At 48.5% G+C, this 15,491-nt stretch carries 13 protein-coding genes; 11 read left to right on the plus strand and 2 right to left on the minus strand.

Annotated elements, in window-relative coordinates:
• Window positions 1-270: 270 nt before the first annotated feature.
• Genes vanG through vanT form a run of 3 tightly spaced genes read left to right on the plus strand, consistent with a single transcriptional unit; the run spans window position 271 to window position 3,397 of the window.
• Window positions 271-1,332 (plus strand): D-alanine--D-serine ligase VanG, encoded by a 1,062-nt coding sequence (vanG, locus tag E6W40_RS22025; RefSeq protein ID WP_136608193.1) that lies wholly within the window; start codon window positions 271-273, stop codon window positions 1,330-1,332.
• A complete protein-coding gene (locus tag E6W40_RS22030; RefSeq protein ID WP_136607715.1) occupies window positions 1,329-2,144 on the plus strand; it encodes a D-alanyl-D-alanine carboxypeptidase family protein in 816 nt (271 codons plus the stop codon). Before vanG ends, E6W40_RS22030 begins: the two co-directional genes overlap by 4 nt.
• Window positions 2,141-3,397, plus strand: coding sequence for a serine racemase VanT catalytic subunit (vanT, locus tag E6W40_RS22035; protein ID WP_246073130.1), 1,257 nt, complete (start codon window positions 2,141-2,143; stop codon window positions 3,395-3,397). The genes E6W40_RS22030 and vanT overlap by 4 nt, the downstream gene beginning before the upstream one ends.
• Before the next feature lie 113 nt (window positions 3,398-3,510).
• Here vanT and E6W40_RS22040 read toward each other — a convergent pair whose 3' ends face one another.
• Window positions 3,511-4,272, minus strand: a complete 762-nt coding sequence (locus E6W40_RS22040; protein WP_136607716.1) for a DeoR/GlpR family DNA-binding transcription regulator — start codon at window positions 4,270-4,272, stop codon at window positions 3,511-3,513.
• A gap of 252 nt (window positions 4,273-4,524) precedes the next feature.
• Here E6W40_RS22040 and E6W40_RS22045 point away from each other — a divergent pair, with 252 nt between their 5' ends.
• The 5 genes from E6W40_RS22045 (at window position 4,525) to phnX (ending at window position 10,194) form a co-directional block, all read left to right on the plus strand.
• Entirely contained in the window at window positions 4,525-5,277 is a 753-nt protein-coding gene (locus E6W40_RS22045; protein ID WP_136607717.1) for an ABC transporter ATP-binding protein, read from the plus strand.
• Entirely contained in the window at window positions 5,270-6,889 is a 1,620-nt protein-coding gene (locus E6W40_RS22050; protein ID WP_136607718.1) for an ABC transporter permease subunit, read from the plus strand. The genes E6W40_RS22045 and E6W40_RS22050 overlap by 8 nt, the downstream gene beginning before the upstream one ends.
• 380 nt (window positions 6,890-7,269) lie before the next feature.
• Entirely contained in the window at window positions 7,270-8,262 is a 993-nt protein-coding gene (locus E6W40_RS22055) for an extracellular solute-binding protein (protein ID WP_136607719.1), read from the plus strand.
• A gap of 22 nt (window positions 8,263-8,284) precedes the next feature.
• Window positions 8,285-9,379, plus strand: a complete 1,095-nt coding sequence (gene phnW, locus E6W40_RS22060; RefSeq protein ID WP_136607720.1) for a 2-aminoethylphosphonate--pyruvate transaminase — start codon at window positions 8,285-8,287, stop codon at window positions 9,377-9,379.
• Entirely contained in the window at window positions 9,376-10,194 is an 819-nt protein-coding gene (gene phnX, locus E6W40_RS22065) for a phosphonoacetaldehyde hydrolase (protein WP_136607721.1), read from the plus strand. Before phnW ends, phnX begins: the two co-directional genes overlap by 4 nt.
• Window positions 10,195-10,279: 85 nt before the next feature.
• Here the strand turns inward: phnX and E6W40_RS22070 are convergent, their stop codons facing one another.
• Complete coding sequence (locus E6W40_RS22070; RefSeq protein WP_168929005.1) at window positions 10,280-11,347, minus strand: LCP family protein; 1,068 nt, start codon at window positions 11,345-11,347, stop codon at window positions 10,280-10,282.
• A gap of 299 nt (window positions 11,348-11,646) precedes the next feature.
• Between E6W40_RS22070 and E6W40_RS22075 the strand changes: the two genes are divergently transcribed.
• The 3 genes from E6W40_RS22075 to E6W40_RS22085 are packed head-to-tail and all read left to right on the plus strand — an operon-like array spanning window position 11,647 to window position 15,396.
• Window positions 11,647-13,071: an MFS transporter gene (locus tag E6W40_RS22075; RefSeq protein WP_246073131.1), complete on the plus strand. Its 1,425-nt coding sequence runs from the start codon at window positions 11,647-11,649 to the stop codon at window positions 13,069-13,071.
• The gene (locus E6W40_RS22080; RefSeq protein WP_136607723.1) at window positions 13,064-13,918 is read left to right on the plus strand and encodes a MerR family DNA-binding transcriptional regulator; all 855 of its coding nucleotides are present in this window, start codon (window positions 13,064-13,066) and stop codon (window positions 13,916-13,918) included. Before E6W40_RS22075 ends, E6W40_RS22080 begins: the two co-directional genes overlap by 8 nt.
• Window positions 13,915-15,396, plus strand: coding sequence for a cellulase family glycosylhydrolase (locus E6W40_RS22085; RefSeq protein ID WP_136607724.1), 1,482 nt, complete (start codon window positions 13,915-13,917; stop codon window positions 15,394-15,396). Before E6W40_RS22080 ends, E6W40_RS22085 begins: the two co-directional genes overlap by 4 nt.
• The last annotated feature ends 95 nt before the right edge of the window (window positions 15,397-15,491 follow it).

A 15,491-nucleotide genomic window follows, 5' to 3' on the forward strand; every position in this document is an offset into this window, starting at 1 on the left:
AATGTCAGCTTGGGAGATGGCTAAGCCCGCAACGGAGCAGTCCGGCACGGCTTATTCTCAGTGGTGACATCACAGAATACCGGAAATAAGGATAGCTCTCAGAGATGAATCCCCGTCTTTATCTTTTCTTTAACTTTCCTTTACCAAGTTTTATTTTTAGTTTCAATTTGTTTAATTTCCCCTCTCTATAATGAAGTCATCTTGGTGCTGGTCTAAGCGTGAAACTTACGGTCCAGCCCGCATGAACTGGGGAGATTACCAATGCAAAATATAAAAAAGAAAACGGTCGCCGTACTGTTCGGCGGCTGCTCGACGGAATATGAAGTATCGCTGAAGTCTGCGGCTTCGGTGATTGATCATTTGGACATGTCAAAATACGATCTGGTGCTGATTGGCATTACGAGGGAAGGCATCTGGTTCAGATATGGGGGTAATACAGAGGAAATCCGTGAAGACCGCTGGCAGTTGCACCCCAGCTGTACTCCGGCTTTCATTTCTCCGAGCCGGGAGCTGGGAGGAATTGTAGAGCTGGTGGGCACAGAATATCGAGTGACTCCGGTAGATGTAGTGTTTCCAGTGCTGCATGGCAAGAACGGCGAGGATGGCACGGTGCAGGGACTGCTGGAGCTGGCGGGAATTCCTTTTGTCGGCTGCGATACACTGTCTTCAGCGGTGTGTATGGACAAGGGGACCGCAAGCCAGCTCGTGAGGGCCATAGGGATCGATGCTGCAAAGTCAATGACCGTACATGCCGGAGATGATCTGTATACAGCGGTAAAAGAGGCTGAACCGCTTGGATTTCCCCTATTCATTAAGCCAGCTCGTTCCGGATCTTCGTGTGGCATTACCAAAGCATATGACATGTTGGAGCTGATGGATGGCATCCGTTCTGCCTTCAAGCATGACAAAAAGATTATTATTGAGCAAAATATTCCCAGTTTTGAGGTGGGCTGTGCCGTGCTTGGCGATGCAGATCCGATAATCGCGGAAATCGATGAAATTGAGCTGAAGAGCGAGTTTTTTGATTATGATGAGAAATATTCCTTAATCTCTTCGAAAATCCACCTGCCGGCCAGAATTTCGGGAGAAATGGCTGCAAGGGTCAAGGAAACGGCGCTTCTGATATACCGCACGCTAGGCTGTGCAGGCCTGGCCAGAGTGGACATGTTCATCAGCGGGGATGGACGCATTGTGTTTAATGAGGTCAATACGATGCCGGGATTTACGGCGGCAAGCCGCTACCCGAATATGATGCGTGCAAGCCATATTTCATACCCAGGGCTGATGGATCAGCTGATCCAACTTGCCATGGCAAGGGGGGCGAACTCATGATGGGCACAACAACAGACCGCGTGATCCGTATCGATCCGAAAATGGTTCATCGCGGACATTTGATCCTGGTCAATTCGGAGCATCCACTGCAATCTGTGATCCATCCCAAAAATTTAATGCAAGTCACAGACATTACGCATGCAAGCATGGAAGAAAAAAATATGCGCCTCGAGCGGACATGCTTGCAGCAGCTGGATGCATGGTTCACAGCATGCCAGGCCAAAAAGCATACCGGCATCGTAAGCGGATACCGTACGCGTACGGAGCTGCAGCGTATTTACGACCAGTCCTACGCGGAAAATGGGCCGATTTTCACCGCGAGCTATGTGGCGCAGCCTGATGAAAGTGAGCATCAGACGGGTCTGGCTGTAGATATCGGCGAACTGAAAGCTGGAGTGGATTACCTCTGTCCGTCCTTCCCTGAAGATGGCGTATATGCAGAATTTCGCCAGCAGGCAGCTGAGTACGGCTTCATCCAGCGCTATCAGCAGGGTAAGGAGCATCTGACCCATATCGCCTGCGAGCCCTGGCATTTCCGTTATGTTGGCGTCCCGCATGCCATCATCATGGAGCAATACGGCATGTGCCTTGAGGAATATATGGAGTATATGAAGCAGTTCACGTTAAAGGGTCCGCATTTATTCAAAAAATATAAAAATCATTTGATTGAGATGTATGTTGTGGATATGGGAGAAGAAGAGAAGGAAATCATCATCGATATGAATCCGGGTACCCGGGTAGAGGTCTCCGGCAATAACATGAACGGTTGTATGATTACGATCTTTCATGAGCAGGGGGAGATAAACCGATGAGGATGCTAACGCTTGGGCTGCTTTCCAGATATCATTCACTTCCAACGGTTGCGATGGCTCCAATCCGCTCATTCACTAAAAAGAACCACAACGTACCCGCCATGCCTTCAAAAAGCGGACAAAAGGAAGCTTCACGTGACAGGGCTTGGGCGGAAATAAATCTGGAGCATGTAAGACATAATGCAGCTGAGCTTCAGTGGCTTTTGCCCTCGAAATCCAAAATCATGGCAGTCGTCAAAGCCAATGCTTATGGGCATGGAAGCACGGAGGTTGCAAAATGTCTAAACCAGCAAGGAATCAATCATTTTGCCGTTGCGGAAATCGGGGAAGGGATCCGTTTGCGGAAGCAGGGGGTTCTTGGTGAGATTCTAATATTGGGATATACCTCCCCTGAGCTTGCATCCGAGCTGGCAAAATACCGGCTGACACAAACCCTGGTGAGCAGGGAACATGGCGAGGCGCTGGAGGCGTACAACGTTCATCTCAACGTTCATATCAAAATCGACACCGGCATGAACCGCTTGGGCGAGCCTTATCAGGAGCTGGAATCGATTATGAAGTGTTATCAATTTCCGCATCTGCATGTCACCGGCACATTCAGTCACTTATCCATGTCCGACAGCCTGTCACAGGCAGAGAGTGATTTTACACAGCTGCAGCTGCAGCATTTTGACGAGGTGATCGGCCAGTTAAAAGCGGCAAAGTTCGATCCTGGACAGGTTCATATCCAGAGCAGCTATGGCATTCTGAATTATCCGGAGGTTCGCTATGACCTCGTACGTCCTGGTATTGCGCTATACGGATTGCTGAGTCATGAGGGGGATGAGGTACGGGCCCATGCCGATCTGCGGCCAGTACTCTCTCTAAAAGCAACCGTAACTCAGGTGAAAGAGGTAGGAGCCCACCATCCGGTCGGATATGGCTACAACCTTCTGCCTTCTCATGATATCCGGATCGCCACGGTTTCCATCGGTTATGCCGACGGTATTCCGAGATCGCTATCCGATCATGGCGGGTATGTACTTATCCGCGGGCAGCGGGCGAGCATTATTGGCAGCATTTGTATGGATCAATTAACAGTAGATGTTACCTCCATCGTTGGCGTCCAGCAGGGTGATACGGTCACGATGATTGGACAAGACGGAGGGGAAACCATCACAGCCAGCCAAATTGCAGGACGCTGCGGGACGGTGACCAATGAAATTCTGAGCCGCCTGGGCAGCCGGGTTGAGAGGGTTTATACGGGGCAATGATGGGTAATGACAGCCAAGCAAGGCGCAATAAAGAAATCTGCTTATATAGTAAAAAGAGGACCTTTTCCTAGATCGCTTCCCCTAGTGAAAGGTCCTTTTTGTTGTTCCCAAAGTTAAGTATCGGCAATGACTAAGCATGTGTTGGTTTTTTTGAATCTGGGAAGGAAGCCCTTGTCCACGTTGTTATCCGTCACAATCGTATCAATGCGATCCAGCGGTGCAATGGAGATCGTGACGTCTTTTCCGAATTTGGTGCTGTCGGCGGCGACGAACACCTCCTTGGCGAGCTCAATCATTTTTTTGCGCGTGATGGCTTCCTCCAAGTTGTAGTCGGAGATGCCTCTTTCAATCGTAATGCCGCTGCAGCAGATGAAGGCTTTCCGGACGTTCAGCTCGTGAAAATTGAAAATATAATCAAACGCCACGACGGACTGCTCATCCTGTCTGATTTTCCCCCCGATAATGATCAACTCGACCTCACAGTGCATGAGCTCATTAATGACAGGGATAGAATTGGTGATGACGGTAAGCTTCTTTTTATGTTTGATATATTTGGCAATCTGATAGGTCGTCGATCCGCTGTCTATATAGATACAATCGCCGTCGTTAATATATTCGCTGCATTTGCGGGCAATTTGTTCCTTTTCCTGCAAATGATTGACCATCCGCTCATCCATGGAAGATTCTCCGAACCTGTCTACAAGCTTGACCCCGCCATAGATTTTCTCGATTTTTCCCTGGCTTGTCAGGAGATTTAAATCCCTCCGGAGGGTACCGATAGATATATCTAGCTCTTCTGTCAGCTCCGTTATTTTGAGGACCTTTTTGACCGTTAATAGATCGAGAATTTTCTTTTGCCTCTCTAGTGGCAGCATCTCTCTCACCCGCTAATATATGACGTTTAACTGCAATTTTGTATCAACATTGAAACAATTTCAGTGTACTGGTAACACCTGTGTTATTCAATAGGTTTACATAGATCATCATGTATAACCGTCCAATTCATTACAAAGTTAGTCATAAGTTATGAAGAAGTTATGCATAATTTACGCAAAATTTACATAGAAGAGGATTTCGGATGACATATGATTTTTATACTGAGGTTGTGTTTAAAGGAGGTGAGCGGTTTGCTGAAGCTGCATCATATTAGCAAACAATTTGACGATAAAGTGGTACTCGATGACATCAACCTCGAAATTGGCACGGGCGAGATTGTGTCGCTCCTCGGTCCAAGCGGCAGCGGGAAGACGACACTGCTCAATATTATTCTAGGCCTGACGGAAATGGATCTTGGAAGCATTGTATTTAACGAGGCGGACATAACCCATGTACCGATGAAAAAGCGCGGCTTTAACATTGTTTTTCAGGACTATGCCTTGTTTCCGAATCTAAATGCCTATGACAACATCGTCTATGGCTTGCGCAATAAAAAAGGCTCGGTGAGCGAGAAGGAGGTTCAGGAATATATCGATTTTCTGGAATTAACACCGCATCTGAAAAAGAGAATCGGCGAGCTATCCGGCGGGCAGAAGCAGAGAGTGGCACTTGCGAGAACGCTGGTAACGAAACCGAAGATCCTTCTGCTCGATGAACCGCTAAGTGCGCTGGACGGGGTGATCAAGGAGTCGATCAAGCAGCGGATTCAATCGATAGCGAGAGAATTCAAGCTGACGACGATCATTGTCACGCATGATCCCGAGGAGGCTCTGACGCTGTCAGACAAAATACTGATTATCAACCAGGGGAAAATCTCTCAATTCGGCACGCCTAAAGAGATTATTAACCAACCGGACAATGAATTCGTAGAGCAATTTATTATCAAGCAATTACAGATTAAACGGAAGAACATTTATAACTTGTTTGGTGAGATGTATGCATAGAGCCAAGCCTGAAATGCGTATTGTGTTCATCCTACTTCTGCTGCTGTTCGCCGGATTTCTGTTCCTGCCGCTTATTGTTCTGCTTATTCGTTCGTTTGAGACAGACCACGGCTTCGCGTTGGAGAACTACGTGTCGATCTGGAAGGATCGGGATTTGATCGGGGCTACTCTGAACAGTGTAAAAGTATCCGCGGTTACCGCAGTCATCACAACGGTGTTCGGGTTTATCCTGGCCTATTCCATACATTGCACGAAAATATACCGCCCTATCAAGGGCGTGCTGAAAACCCTCATCATCGTTCCGATGCTGCTGCCAACGATTACTTACGGCTTCGCCATCATGTATTCGTTCGGTAATCAGGGATTGATCACGAAGATTATTGGCCGGAACCTGTTCGAAATCTACGGATTTAACGGCCTGTTGATGGGATATGTTATTTACACGCTGCCGCCGGCGTTTCTGCTGATCCATAATGCCTTCGGCTATATCGATAAAAAATTCATCATTGTTTCGAAGCTTATGGGCGACGGAACGGTACGGAGCTTCTCGAATACCATCCTGCGTCCGTTAGCGGGTGCTCTCGGCGGAGCGTTCGTCTTGTCCTTTATATTGAGCTTCACGGACTTCGGGATTCCTGCCTCGGTGGGAGGCACGTATTCTGTGATTGCGGCTCAGCTGTATCAGGTGATGCTCGGCTCCATTCCGGACTTTAATCAAGGCGCGGTCATCGCGGTACTGATGCTGGTTCCGGCGGTATTCGGAATCTGGCTGCTGCAATATCTGGAGAAGCTTAATTTTCACTACGACAAGGTGACCGACACGGAGCTTCCAAGACATCGGGTGCGTGATACGGGCTTCGGAATGGTCTCTTCAGTAATCGTTCTGGGTATGCTGTCTGTCTTTGCGGTTATGTTCATTGCACCTTTTCTGAACAGTTTTCCATACGATCTTACCTTTACGTTCAAGCATGTCGTTAACGTGTTTCAATCCAGTGATTTGACGGGAGTCTATAAAAATTCACTGTGGGTAGCACTGTTAACCTCCCTATTCGGCACACTGGTCGCGTACGGCTCGGCGCTGCTGAATGTGCGTACTTCGCTCAGAGCGAGGTCAACGACGGATATCATCTCGATGATGACCAACACGGTGCCCGGCATGGTGCTCGGGATATCATACCTGCTCCTGTTTAACGCAAGCAGCTTGAAAAGTACATTTACAATCATTATCCTGTGCAACATTGTGCATCTGTTTACGACACCGTATCTCATGGCCAAAAATTCCCTCTCCAAGATGAATCCATCCTGGGAAACCACGGGAGAGCTGCTCGGAGACAGCTGGTTCAAGACGATCTACCGGGTGATTCTGCCGAACTCAGCGTCCACGGTGATTGAGATGTTCAGCTATTATTTCATCAATTCCATGGTGACGATCAGCGGGATCATTTTCCTGGTATCGGCGCAGACATCCGTCGTGGCCAGCAAAATCAAAGAGCTCCAGCATTTTGCCAAATTTAACGAGATCTTTGTGCTGTCCCTGCTGATTTTCTTCACCAATTTACTGATAAAGGTATTATGCGATTTTCTTCAGAGGAGAAGAGCGGTGCGGCGTTGAGGCTAGCAAGATTTCAATATTTGTATCACTTCGAGAGCGAATGATTCTTACGATCGGCTCAAGAGTAAGCTGACGCTGCTGAAACTGATGTCGATTTCAGTTACTCGATATTAAGCGAAGTAGCGGAAAGGACGGAATCGTGCTGAAGAAGCGATAGCGTTCGCCTTTGTCATCGGATATTTACAACTGAAAAGTGTAATCAAATAAAATCCGATGACAACAGCGATCGGAAGCACGATCCGTACTTGTAGCGGTCTCATCCGCAATATGGCATGGATTGACCATCGAGCCTTAGTGCGATCGGTACTCGTAGCGGCCTCCCGCGCACCCCAACTTATTTTTCACAAACCATAAAAATATAAAGTGAGGGATTTACGATCATGTCCAAAACGATTAAAGGAATGCTGCTCACATTATTCGCGATCAGTCTGGTTATTGCAATGGCAGGATGCAGCAGCAGCAAGGCAGAGGAAGCGAAGAAGGTTGTCATTTACACGAATGCCGATGAAGAAGCGGTCGCGTCCATGGAGACAGCACTGAAAAACGCCGGCTACGATGGCAAATACGTGCTTCAATCACAGGGTACCTCAGAGCTGGGCGGCAAGCTCATGGCAGAGGGCGGCAAAATCGAAGCGGATCTGATCACCATGAGCTCCTATTTTATCGAAAGCTCGCAAAGTAAGTACTCCATGTACAAAAACCTGTCGTTTACAACAGATCCACTGGATTCTTATCCATCTTACTATACGCCGATTTTGGCCAATACAGGTTCAATCTTCGTCAATACGGAAGTGCTGAAGCAAAAGGGACTGCCTATGCCGACATCGATTAAAGACCTGACGAAACCGGAATTTAAAGGTCTGGTATCGATTCCGAACATTATGGACTCCTCTACAGGCTGGCTGCTCGTACAAGCAATTATCAGTCATTACGGTCAAGAAGAAGGGAAAACCGTTTTACATGATCTGATTGCTAACGTCGGTCCGCATCTGGAGAGCTCCGGTTCCGGCCCGATCAAAAAGGTAGAGGCGGGAGAAGTCGCTGCCGGTTTTGGACTGCGTCACCAGGCTGTTAAGGCAAAAGCATCAGGAGCACCGATCGACTACGTTGACCCAGCCGAAGGAAACTTTTCGCTGACGGAATCCGTGGCGGTGGTGGACAAAAAGAATGCCACAACCGACCTTGCGATGAAAATGGCAGAGACCATCATCAAGGATGCGAGAAAAGAATTGATCACCAACTATCCGGTTGCCCTGTATAAAGGCGAGACCGTGGAAGATGTCAACAAGCCGGCTAAATCAATGAAATTTGCAGAGCCATTGACCGTTGAGCTGCTCAAAGAACATCAGGATTTCTTCAATGCGGCAAAATAATTCAGCAGGGAGCGTAGCAAAAGTGAAAACCTATAAGCTATTAACACCAGGACCGCTGACCACGACAAGCACCGTGAAGGAAGTTATGCTGTTTGACCGCTGCACATGGGATGATGAATATAAATCCATTACGCAAAAGATCAGATCCGAGCTGCTGACGTTCGCAGGTGTCAATCCGGATGAGTATACGGCCGTGCTGATGCAGGGCAGCGGAACGTTCGCGGTGGAATCGGTCATGACCTCTACCATCTCTGACGATGATAAGGTATTGATCATCACCAATGGCGCATACGGTGAGCGGATCGTCCAGATGGCGGAATATATCGGTCTGAACTATACGGAATACCGTGTGAGTTATGATGAACACCCGGAGGAAACGGAGCTAAGAGCCCTGCTTACGGCAGATCCGGAGCTTACACATATTGCGATGGTTCACTGCGAGACGACGACAGGCATTTTGAATCCGATAGATATGGTTGCGGGGTTGTCCAAGGAATATGGAAAAACACTGATTATAGATGCAATGAGCAGCTTTGGCGGCATCGAGATGGATGTGGCGGAACTTGGAATCGACTATCTGATCAGCAGTGCGAATAAGTGCATACAAGGCGTTCCGGGATTCGGATTTGCAATTGCCAAGCTCGACAAGCTAACCGCCTGCCAAGGTATCGCACGCAGCCTGTCCCTGGATTTGTACGATCAGTGGAAGGGCATGGACAAGGATGGAAAATGGCGCTTTACCTCTCCGACCCATGTCGTCGCCGCATTTGCTAAGGCGATTGATGAGCTGGTGGAGGAAGGCGGCGTTCCCGCAAGATTTGCCCGCTATCAGCAGAACAATCAGCTGCTCCGGGAAAAGCTGGCGAATATCGGCATTCATGCCTATATTTCAGAAGAAAAGCAGTCGCCGATCATTACGACCTTCCAGTTCCCAAGTGAAAGCTTCAGCTTCGGAGATTTTTATGCTTACGTGAAGGAAAGAGGCTACGTGATCTATCCGGGTAAACTGACGGATGTGGATACCTTCCGCATCGGCAATATCGGGGGAATCTATGCGGAAGACATCGAGCAATTATGTGATATCATCGGAGAATACATGGGGGGAATTGAACAATGAACAAAATCGAAGGCGTTATTCTGGACTGGGCAGGTACAGCGGTAGACTTCGGATGTTTTGCACCGGTGAATGTGTTCGTGGATATATTCAACCATGCCGCCATTGAAGTGACCATGGAAGAAGCAAGGGGTCCGATGGGCATGCTGAAGATCGACCATATCCGTGCGATGCTGTCCATGCCGAGGGTGTCAGCCCTATGGGAAGACAAGTACGGCAGGTCCTTTAATGAACAGGATGTTGAACAGCTGTATGCCGAATTTGAGCCTGCACTGATGGCCTCCTTATCTGAATATACAGATCCGATTCCTGGCGTGATCCAGACGGTGGAAGCACTCCGGGCAGAGGGGCTGAAGTTTGGTTCAACAACGGGTTATACCAGCTCCATGATGGAGGTGGTCGTATCGAACGCCCGGGAAAAAGGCTACAGTCCGGATTATGTAGTAACACCGGATGATACGCACTCACTTGGCAGACCCTATCCTTATATGATCTACCGCAATATGGAGCAGCTGAAGCTGTCCGCATCCTGGAAGGTCGTCAAGGTTGGCGATACCACCTCGGATGTAAAAGAGGGCGTGCAGGCGGGTGTATGGTCGGTAGGCGTCGTGATTGGCAGCTCGGAAATGGGGCTGAGCCAAGAGGAGTACGATAGCCTGTCCGATTCCGAAAAGGAAGCGGCAATCTCGAAAACAAAACAGACTTTTATGCAGCACGGGGCTGATTTTACGATCAATACCATGAGCGAGCTTCCACAGTTAATTGAGAACATTAACGGTATGTTGGCTGAAGGCAAGAGACCTGGCTGTGTGAACTAAGCTGCTTCAGCGCATTTCCTATGCTGTATAATTAGATAGAACGCGAAAATCCACAACCAGGAATGGCTGTGGATTTTTTTGCGCGTCATCGCTTATTTTGACCGGAGTTTGTATAAAGCCCCAAGTGTTCGCCATAGTCGATCTTGCTGTTTGGCTTCAGCTCCACATTCGAATACAGGGTTTCCATCGCCTTCGTCAAATCATCCTTGTTCCAATAAACAAACGGGCTTTTCCAATCCCCCTCTACTGTCAGCAGGTTGGTGGTGTCAGGCTTCATCTTTTTGAAGTTCAACAGCCACCGCGTCAGACTTTTCTCGGGGATATCTGTTTTTACGTTATCGCCGATAATGTCCAGAATGCTGCCCCATTGACTAATGCCGTTCAGGGAGGTCAGCTTGTCCAGCATCTGGCTCAGCACTTGCTGTTGGCGTTTGTTACGGTCGAAATCCGAGGAAGGCGAGGTTCCGTCATTGGACTTACGATATCTGACAAAATCCAGTGTTTCTTTCCCGTCGAGATGCTGCAAGCCTTTGGTCAGATTGATATTCGTCCCATCGGCGGTATCCATATAATGCATATCCATGTCCACATCGACGTCAAAGCCGCCTACGGCATCCACTGCTTGACGGAATCCGTCAAAATTAATTAGAACCATGTAATCAATCGGCAGGTGGAACAAATCGCCAATAAGCTGCTTGGTTTCGGTCATGGCCGTTGATTTATCTTTAATATAGTTATGAGCATAAAAATAGTTCGCTTTATGGCTTGATTGTCCGGCTGGCGTTATTTTCAGATCGCGCGGAATGGATAACAGACTTGCGGATTTAGTTTCCGGGTTCAGCGTCACCAGCATCATAACGTCGGTATTCATCGTTCCGCCGCTGCCCTCACGGTTATCGACTCCGGCAAGCAGAATCGTCATGGGCTTCATGTCATCTTCAGTCACGTTTTCAGTTACGGGTATCGCATTTTTTGTATCCTCATGCTGCGGCGCCTGATAGTCGGCAGCGGAAATTTTATGTACGGCAGACATAGCTTTATGATGTAGGAATCCTGCATAGGATCCGGCGATCAGAATAAAGAGCCCAATGACACTGACAAAGCTCCATACTACAGTACGATATATATTCTTTTTCTTTTTAGGACGGGCCATATAATCCTCCAATTTCTTGATGGTCAATCGGCTTCGGGACCCGAAGCAGGTCTAACTGCACGCTCCCTTCTGATGATATTCGCTTTACATATGTATACTACAAAATATACAATCGATCAAATTTATGCAGATAAAACTAAACAATAGGTGAGTGGGGATGGATACGGGACCTACCTCTCACGAATAAAATATTTTTCTGAACCCCCTTTAATCTGGAGTTACTCCATCCTTTATAATAAGGGCAAATCGAGATATTCAGATGGATAGAGCAGGATTCCAGAGCGAGAGGAGAAAAAAATTTGATCATCTTGAGGAAGATGGCCGGCTCCGTTCGTGGAGCTTTTCGCTTTACCGGCCCGGGACTCACCCTGAAGCAAAAATGGCAGCTGGCTTTGCCCGGGCCTGTCCTGTCCGTCGGCGGTGTGCTCATCCACAACGTATTCATTAAATACTATACCGATATGATTGGGCTGAGTCCAACCTATGTAGGCTGGGTGTACATTATTTATAACATTTGGAATGCCGTAAATGACCCGATGATCGGGGTCTGGATCGACAAAATGAGGAACCGTCCGAGCCGCGGCAAATATGTCTATCTGATGCGTGTCACGGTTCCCTTCATGATCATTTCCTCCTTCCTCATGATGCTCTCAAGCCCAGAATGGAGTCAATGGCTTATCTTCCTGCTCTATACCGTTGAACTCTTCATCTACGACACAGCCGCAACCGCTTACAGCGTGGCTTATCAATCCTACACACTGATTGCAGCACCCACCAAAGAGGAACGTGTTGATGTTAATATCATGCAAAACTACATTTCGCAGGCCATGTCTTTTCTGATCACGCTGATTCCCACCCTGCTGCTGGTCGGTGATGGGAAGCGTGAGATCATTATTCCGATTTTTACGGCGGTTATCGCGGTGGAGACGATATTCTTCGTACTGGCGCTGCGCGGACTTCCGGATGATGCCAAAATGCATGAAACGCTTCAGTCTCAGCCGCTCGGATCTGGTGAGCTGTGGAGGGAAGCTTGGCAAATCGTCAAATCCCGTCCCTTTCTCACCTATGTGCTCTATTCTATCATTACGCTCGGGCCTATTGGTTTTTACTTCACACCGTACCTGTATTACATGGATGATGTGCTCAATACGGATGGCGTGACGGCAACCATTGTGGATGTCAGCACGCATGTGATTGCGCTTATGTTCCTGCCGGTCATAGGCTATATCGTAAAAACCTGCGGTACGAAAAAAAGCATCTACCTCGGTACAGGTTTCGCGGTTGTCGGCTATGGCGGCATCTTCCTTGCGGACAATATCTGGGCAGCAGCTGCGTCCTATGTACTGATCGTATTCACTGTCAATTACTTCAGGACAGCGACATCGCAGGTAGGCGCACTTCTGATTGATGAGAACGAACGTGTAACCGGCGTACGGAAAACGGGGCTGTTCAACGGCCTGTTTTCGATCTTTATCATCGCTTTTTCCAGTCTGCAGACGGTCATCTTCATGAGCGTGATCGGGGCGTTCGGCTATGATGGGCTGGCAACCGTACAAACGGATTCCGCTGTACTTGGCATTCGGGTAGCAACCGGTTTGATCCCGTTAGTCACGGTATTCATTGGCCTTATTCCGATGGCCTTGTATCCATTTGATAGGCAAAAGGAGGAGGAAATATCCGCATTCAGTAATTACGCCAGAAGGGGAGGCCCAAAAGATGAATAGTCCGCTGCTTAAGCTGAAGTTTACGATTGGCGAGGTTTCGAAGATTTTGGATATTCCCATGGATACCTTGCGCTACTATGACAAAATCGGGCTGCTCCCTTCAAACGACAGGGATGGGAACGGGTACCGTTACTATGATCTGGAGCAGTTCGATTCCCTGATAACGATCCGGATGCTGCGGGCGATGGATGTTCCGATTGAGCGGATTCAAGGTCTTCTGACCAGCGACAGTCTGGATGACATCCGCGAGCTGATTGAAGGTAAAAAGCGGGATGTCATCCGGCAGCTGACGTTTTTGAAGCAGCTGTCCCAGAAGCTGGATGCAATGGATGAGCAGTTCCGCCGGTTTGAGGATACGGATACGATTGAGCTGGTGAAAAGAAATCCATTCTGGGTGCTGCTCACTGACTCTGTCATGGAAAGCGGGGATAAGAAGCTCGGAAGCCGGGTCCAGCAGCAGGTACGCAGTATGAACGTTCACCAGGAATGGCTGGCATTTTGCCATATCATTTCGGTTGTTTCCAAGGAAAATCTGGAGTCAGGACAATATCACAGCTATCTGCACAACGGTATTCTATCCACTTTTCCTATGGAGGAGAACACGGGCATCTTTCAGAGACTTACACCCTGCTACTGCGCGAGGAAATGCGTCGTGATCGGGAGGGAGGGCTACGCCGAACTGGATGAACACTACGACCAGATGAAGGCGTTTATCCGTCGCAGAGGCTTGCAAATCGACGGTAATTCTCTGGAAGTCAATCTGTATAACCAGTACAACAAGCACTACATTGAAATGTACATTCCTGTAGCGGAAGCCGGGAATATCAAAGGGGGAGATCAAATATGAATAAACTGATCATTGACGGGCAGCGGATCGTGAATGATAACGGGCAGCAGGTGATTTTGAGCGGGGTAAACCTGGTCTGCAAGGATAAGAAAAAAGGTTATGTTACCCCCTGTACTGAAGAGCTGTTCGCCTGGTTTAAGGACCAGGGCTTTAATGTGATCCGTCTCGGACTCATTTGGGATGGCGTGGAGCCTGCCCCCGGCGTATATGATGATGATTATTTAGGCAGGATCAAACAGCAGATCCGCTGGGCGGAGCAGCATGGCATCTATGTTTTCCTGGATATGCATCAGGATTTGTACAGCTCATTATATGGTGACGGGGCACCGGCGTGGGCAACATTACCGGATGATCTTCCCCATGTGACAGGCAGCTTGTGGAGCGATGCTTACCTGGAAAGCCCGGCAGTGAACCGGTCACTGGATCATTTTTGGGCAAACGCATCCGCTGCGGACGGAATCGGTCTGCAGGATCACTACGCGGAGATGTGGAAGCATGCGGCGGCATTTTTTGCGGATTGTCCCAATATCATCGGTTATGACATGATGAATGAGCCTTATCCCGGCACCCAGGGGCAGGAGGTGTTCGGCATGATGATTGTTGCTTATGCTCAAGAAGTCATGGGGCATGATGAAGCAGATATGGAGGATCTGGCTGCGCTTTGGTTTGATGAGGAGAAGAAGCAAGAGGTGCTGGCGGGCATGGCCGACATGAAGACGTACGGGATGCTGGTGGACCAAGCGAGGGAGGCATCGCAGCGGTTTGAAAGGGATGTATTGATGCCCTTTTTCAGCAAAACAGCAGCAGTGATTCGAAAGGCGGCACCGGATGGTTTTTTGATGCTGGAGACCAGCTATTTTGCCAATATGGGCGTGGAATCGGGACTTGAGCTTGCAGAAGAGAACGGATCGATCTTCCCGGGGCAGGTATTTGCTCCACATGGTTATGATCTGGTGGTCGATACGGAACATTATGAGATCTATAACCAGGAGCGGGTGGATTTGATCTTTGCCACACATCGCAAAGTGCAGGAACGCCTGAATATTCCCGTCCTGATCGGTGAATGGGGGGCTTTTACGAATCATCCGGCGACGCTCGGGCTGGCCCGGCAGCTGATCGCTATTTTCGAAAAGTACTTATGGAGCAACACATATTGGTGCTGGTGTGACGGTTTCCGGGAGTCTCCATACAGTCAGGCGCTGCAGCGTGCTTATCCGCAGACCACTGGCGGCGTGCTTGAAAGCTATCATTATGACTATGATAAAGACATGTTTACTATGGAATTCATTCCATCCGGCGGTACAACGATTATTTATCATCCTCATACTGCACGACTCAATCGAGAAAATATCAGCACTAAGGGTGCGGATGACAGCATGATTGATATTGAGCCTTTTTCAGACTCGGAGAGCGGATTTGTGACCATCAAGGTTCCTGCTGGAGACCAGCGCGTATCCATCAAGATAGAATTTAAGTAGCTTTATAATTCCTGATATAACCCTGATCGGAGAAGCTGCCGCCCATGCTGGGCGCACTAAAAAGGATCCGCTGTTTACAGCGGATCCTTTGAATT

The organism is Paenibacillus dokdonensis (assembly GCF_004916975.1).
Taxonomy (GTDB): domain Bacteria; phylum Bacillota; class Bacilli; order Paenibacillales; family Paenibacillaceae; genus Paenibacillus_AQ; species Paenibacillus_AQ dokdonensis.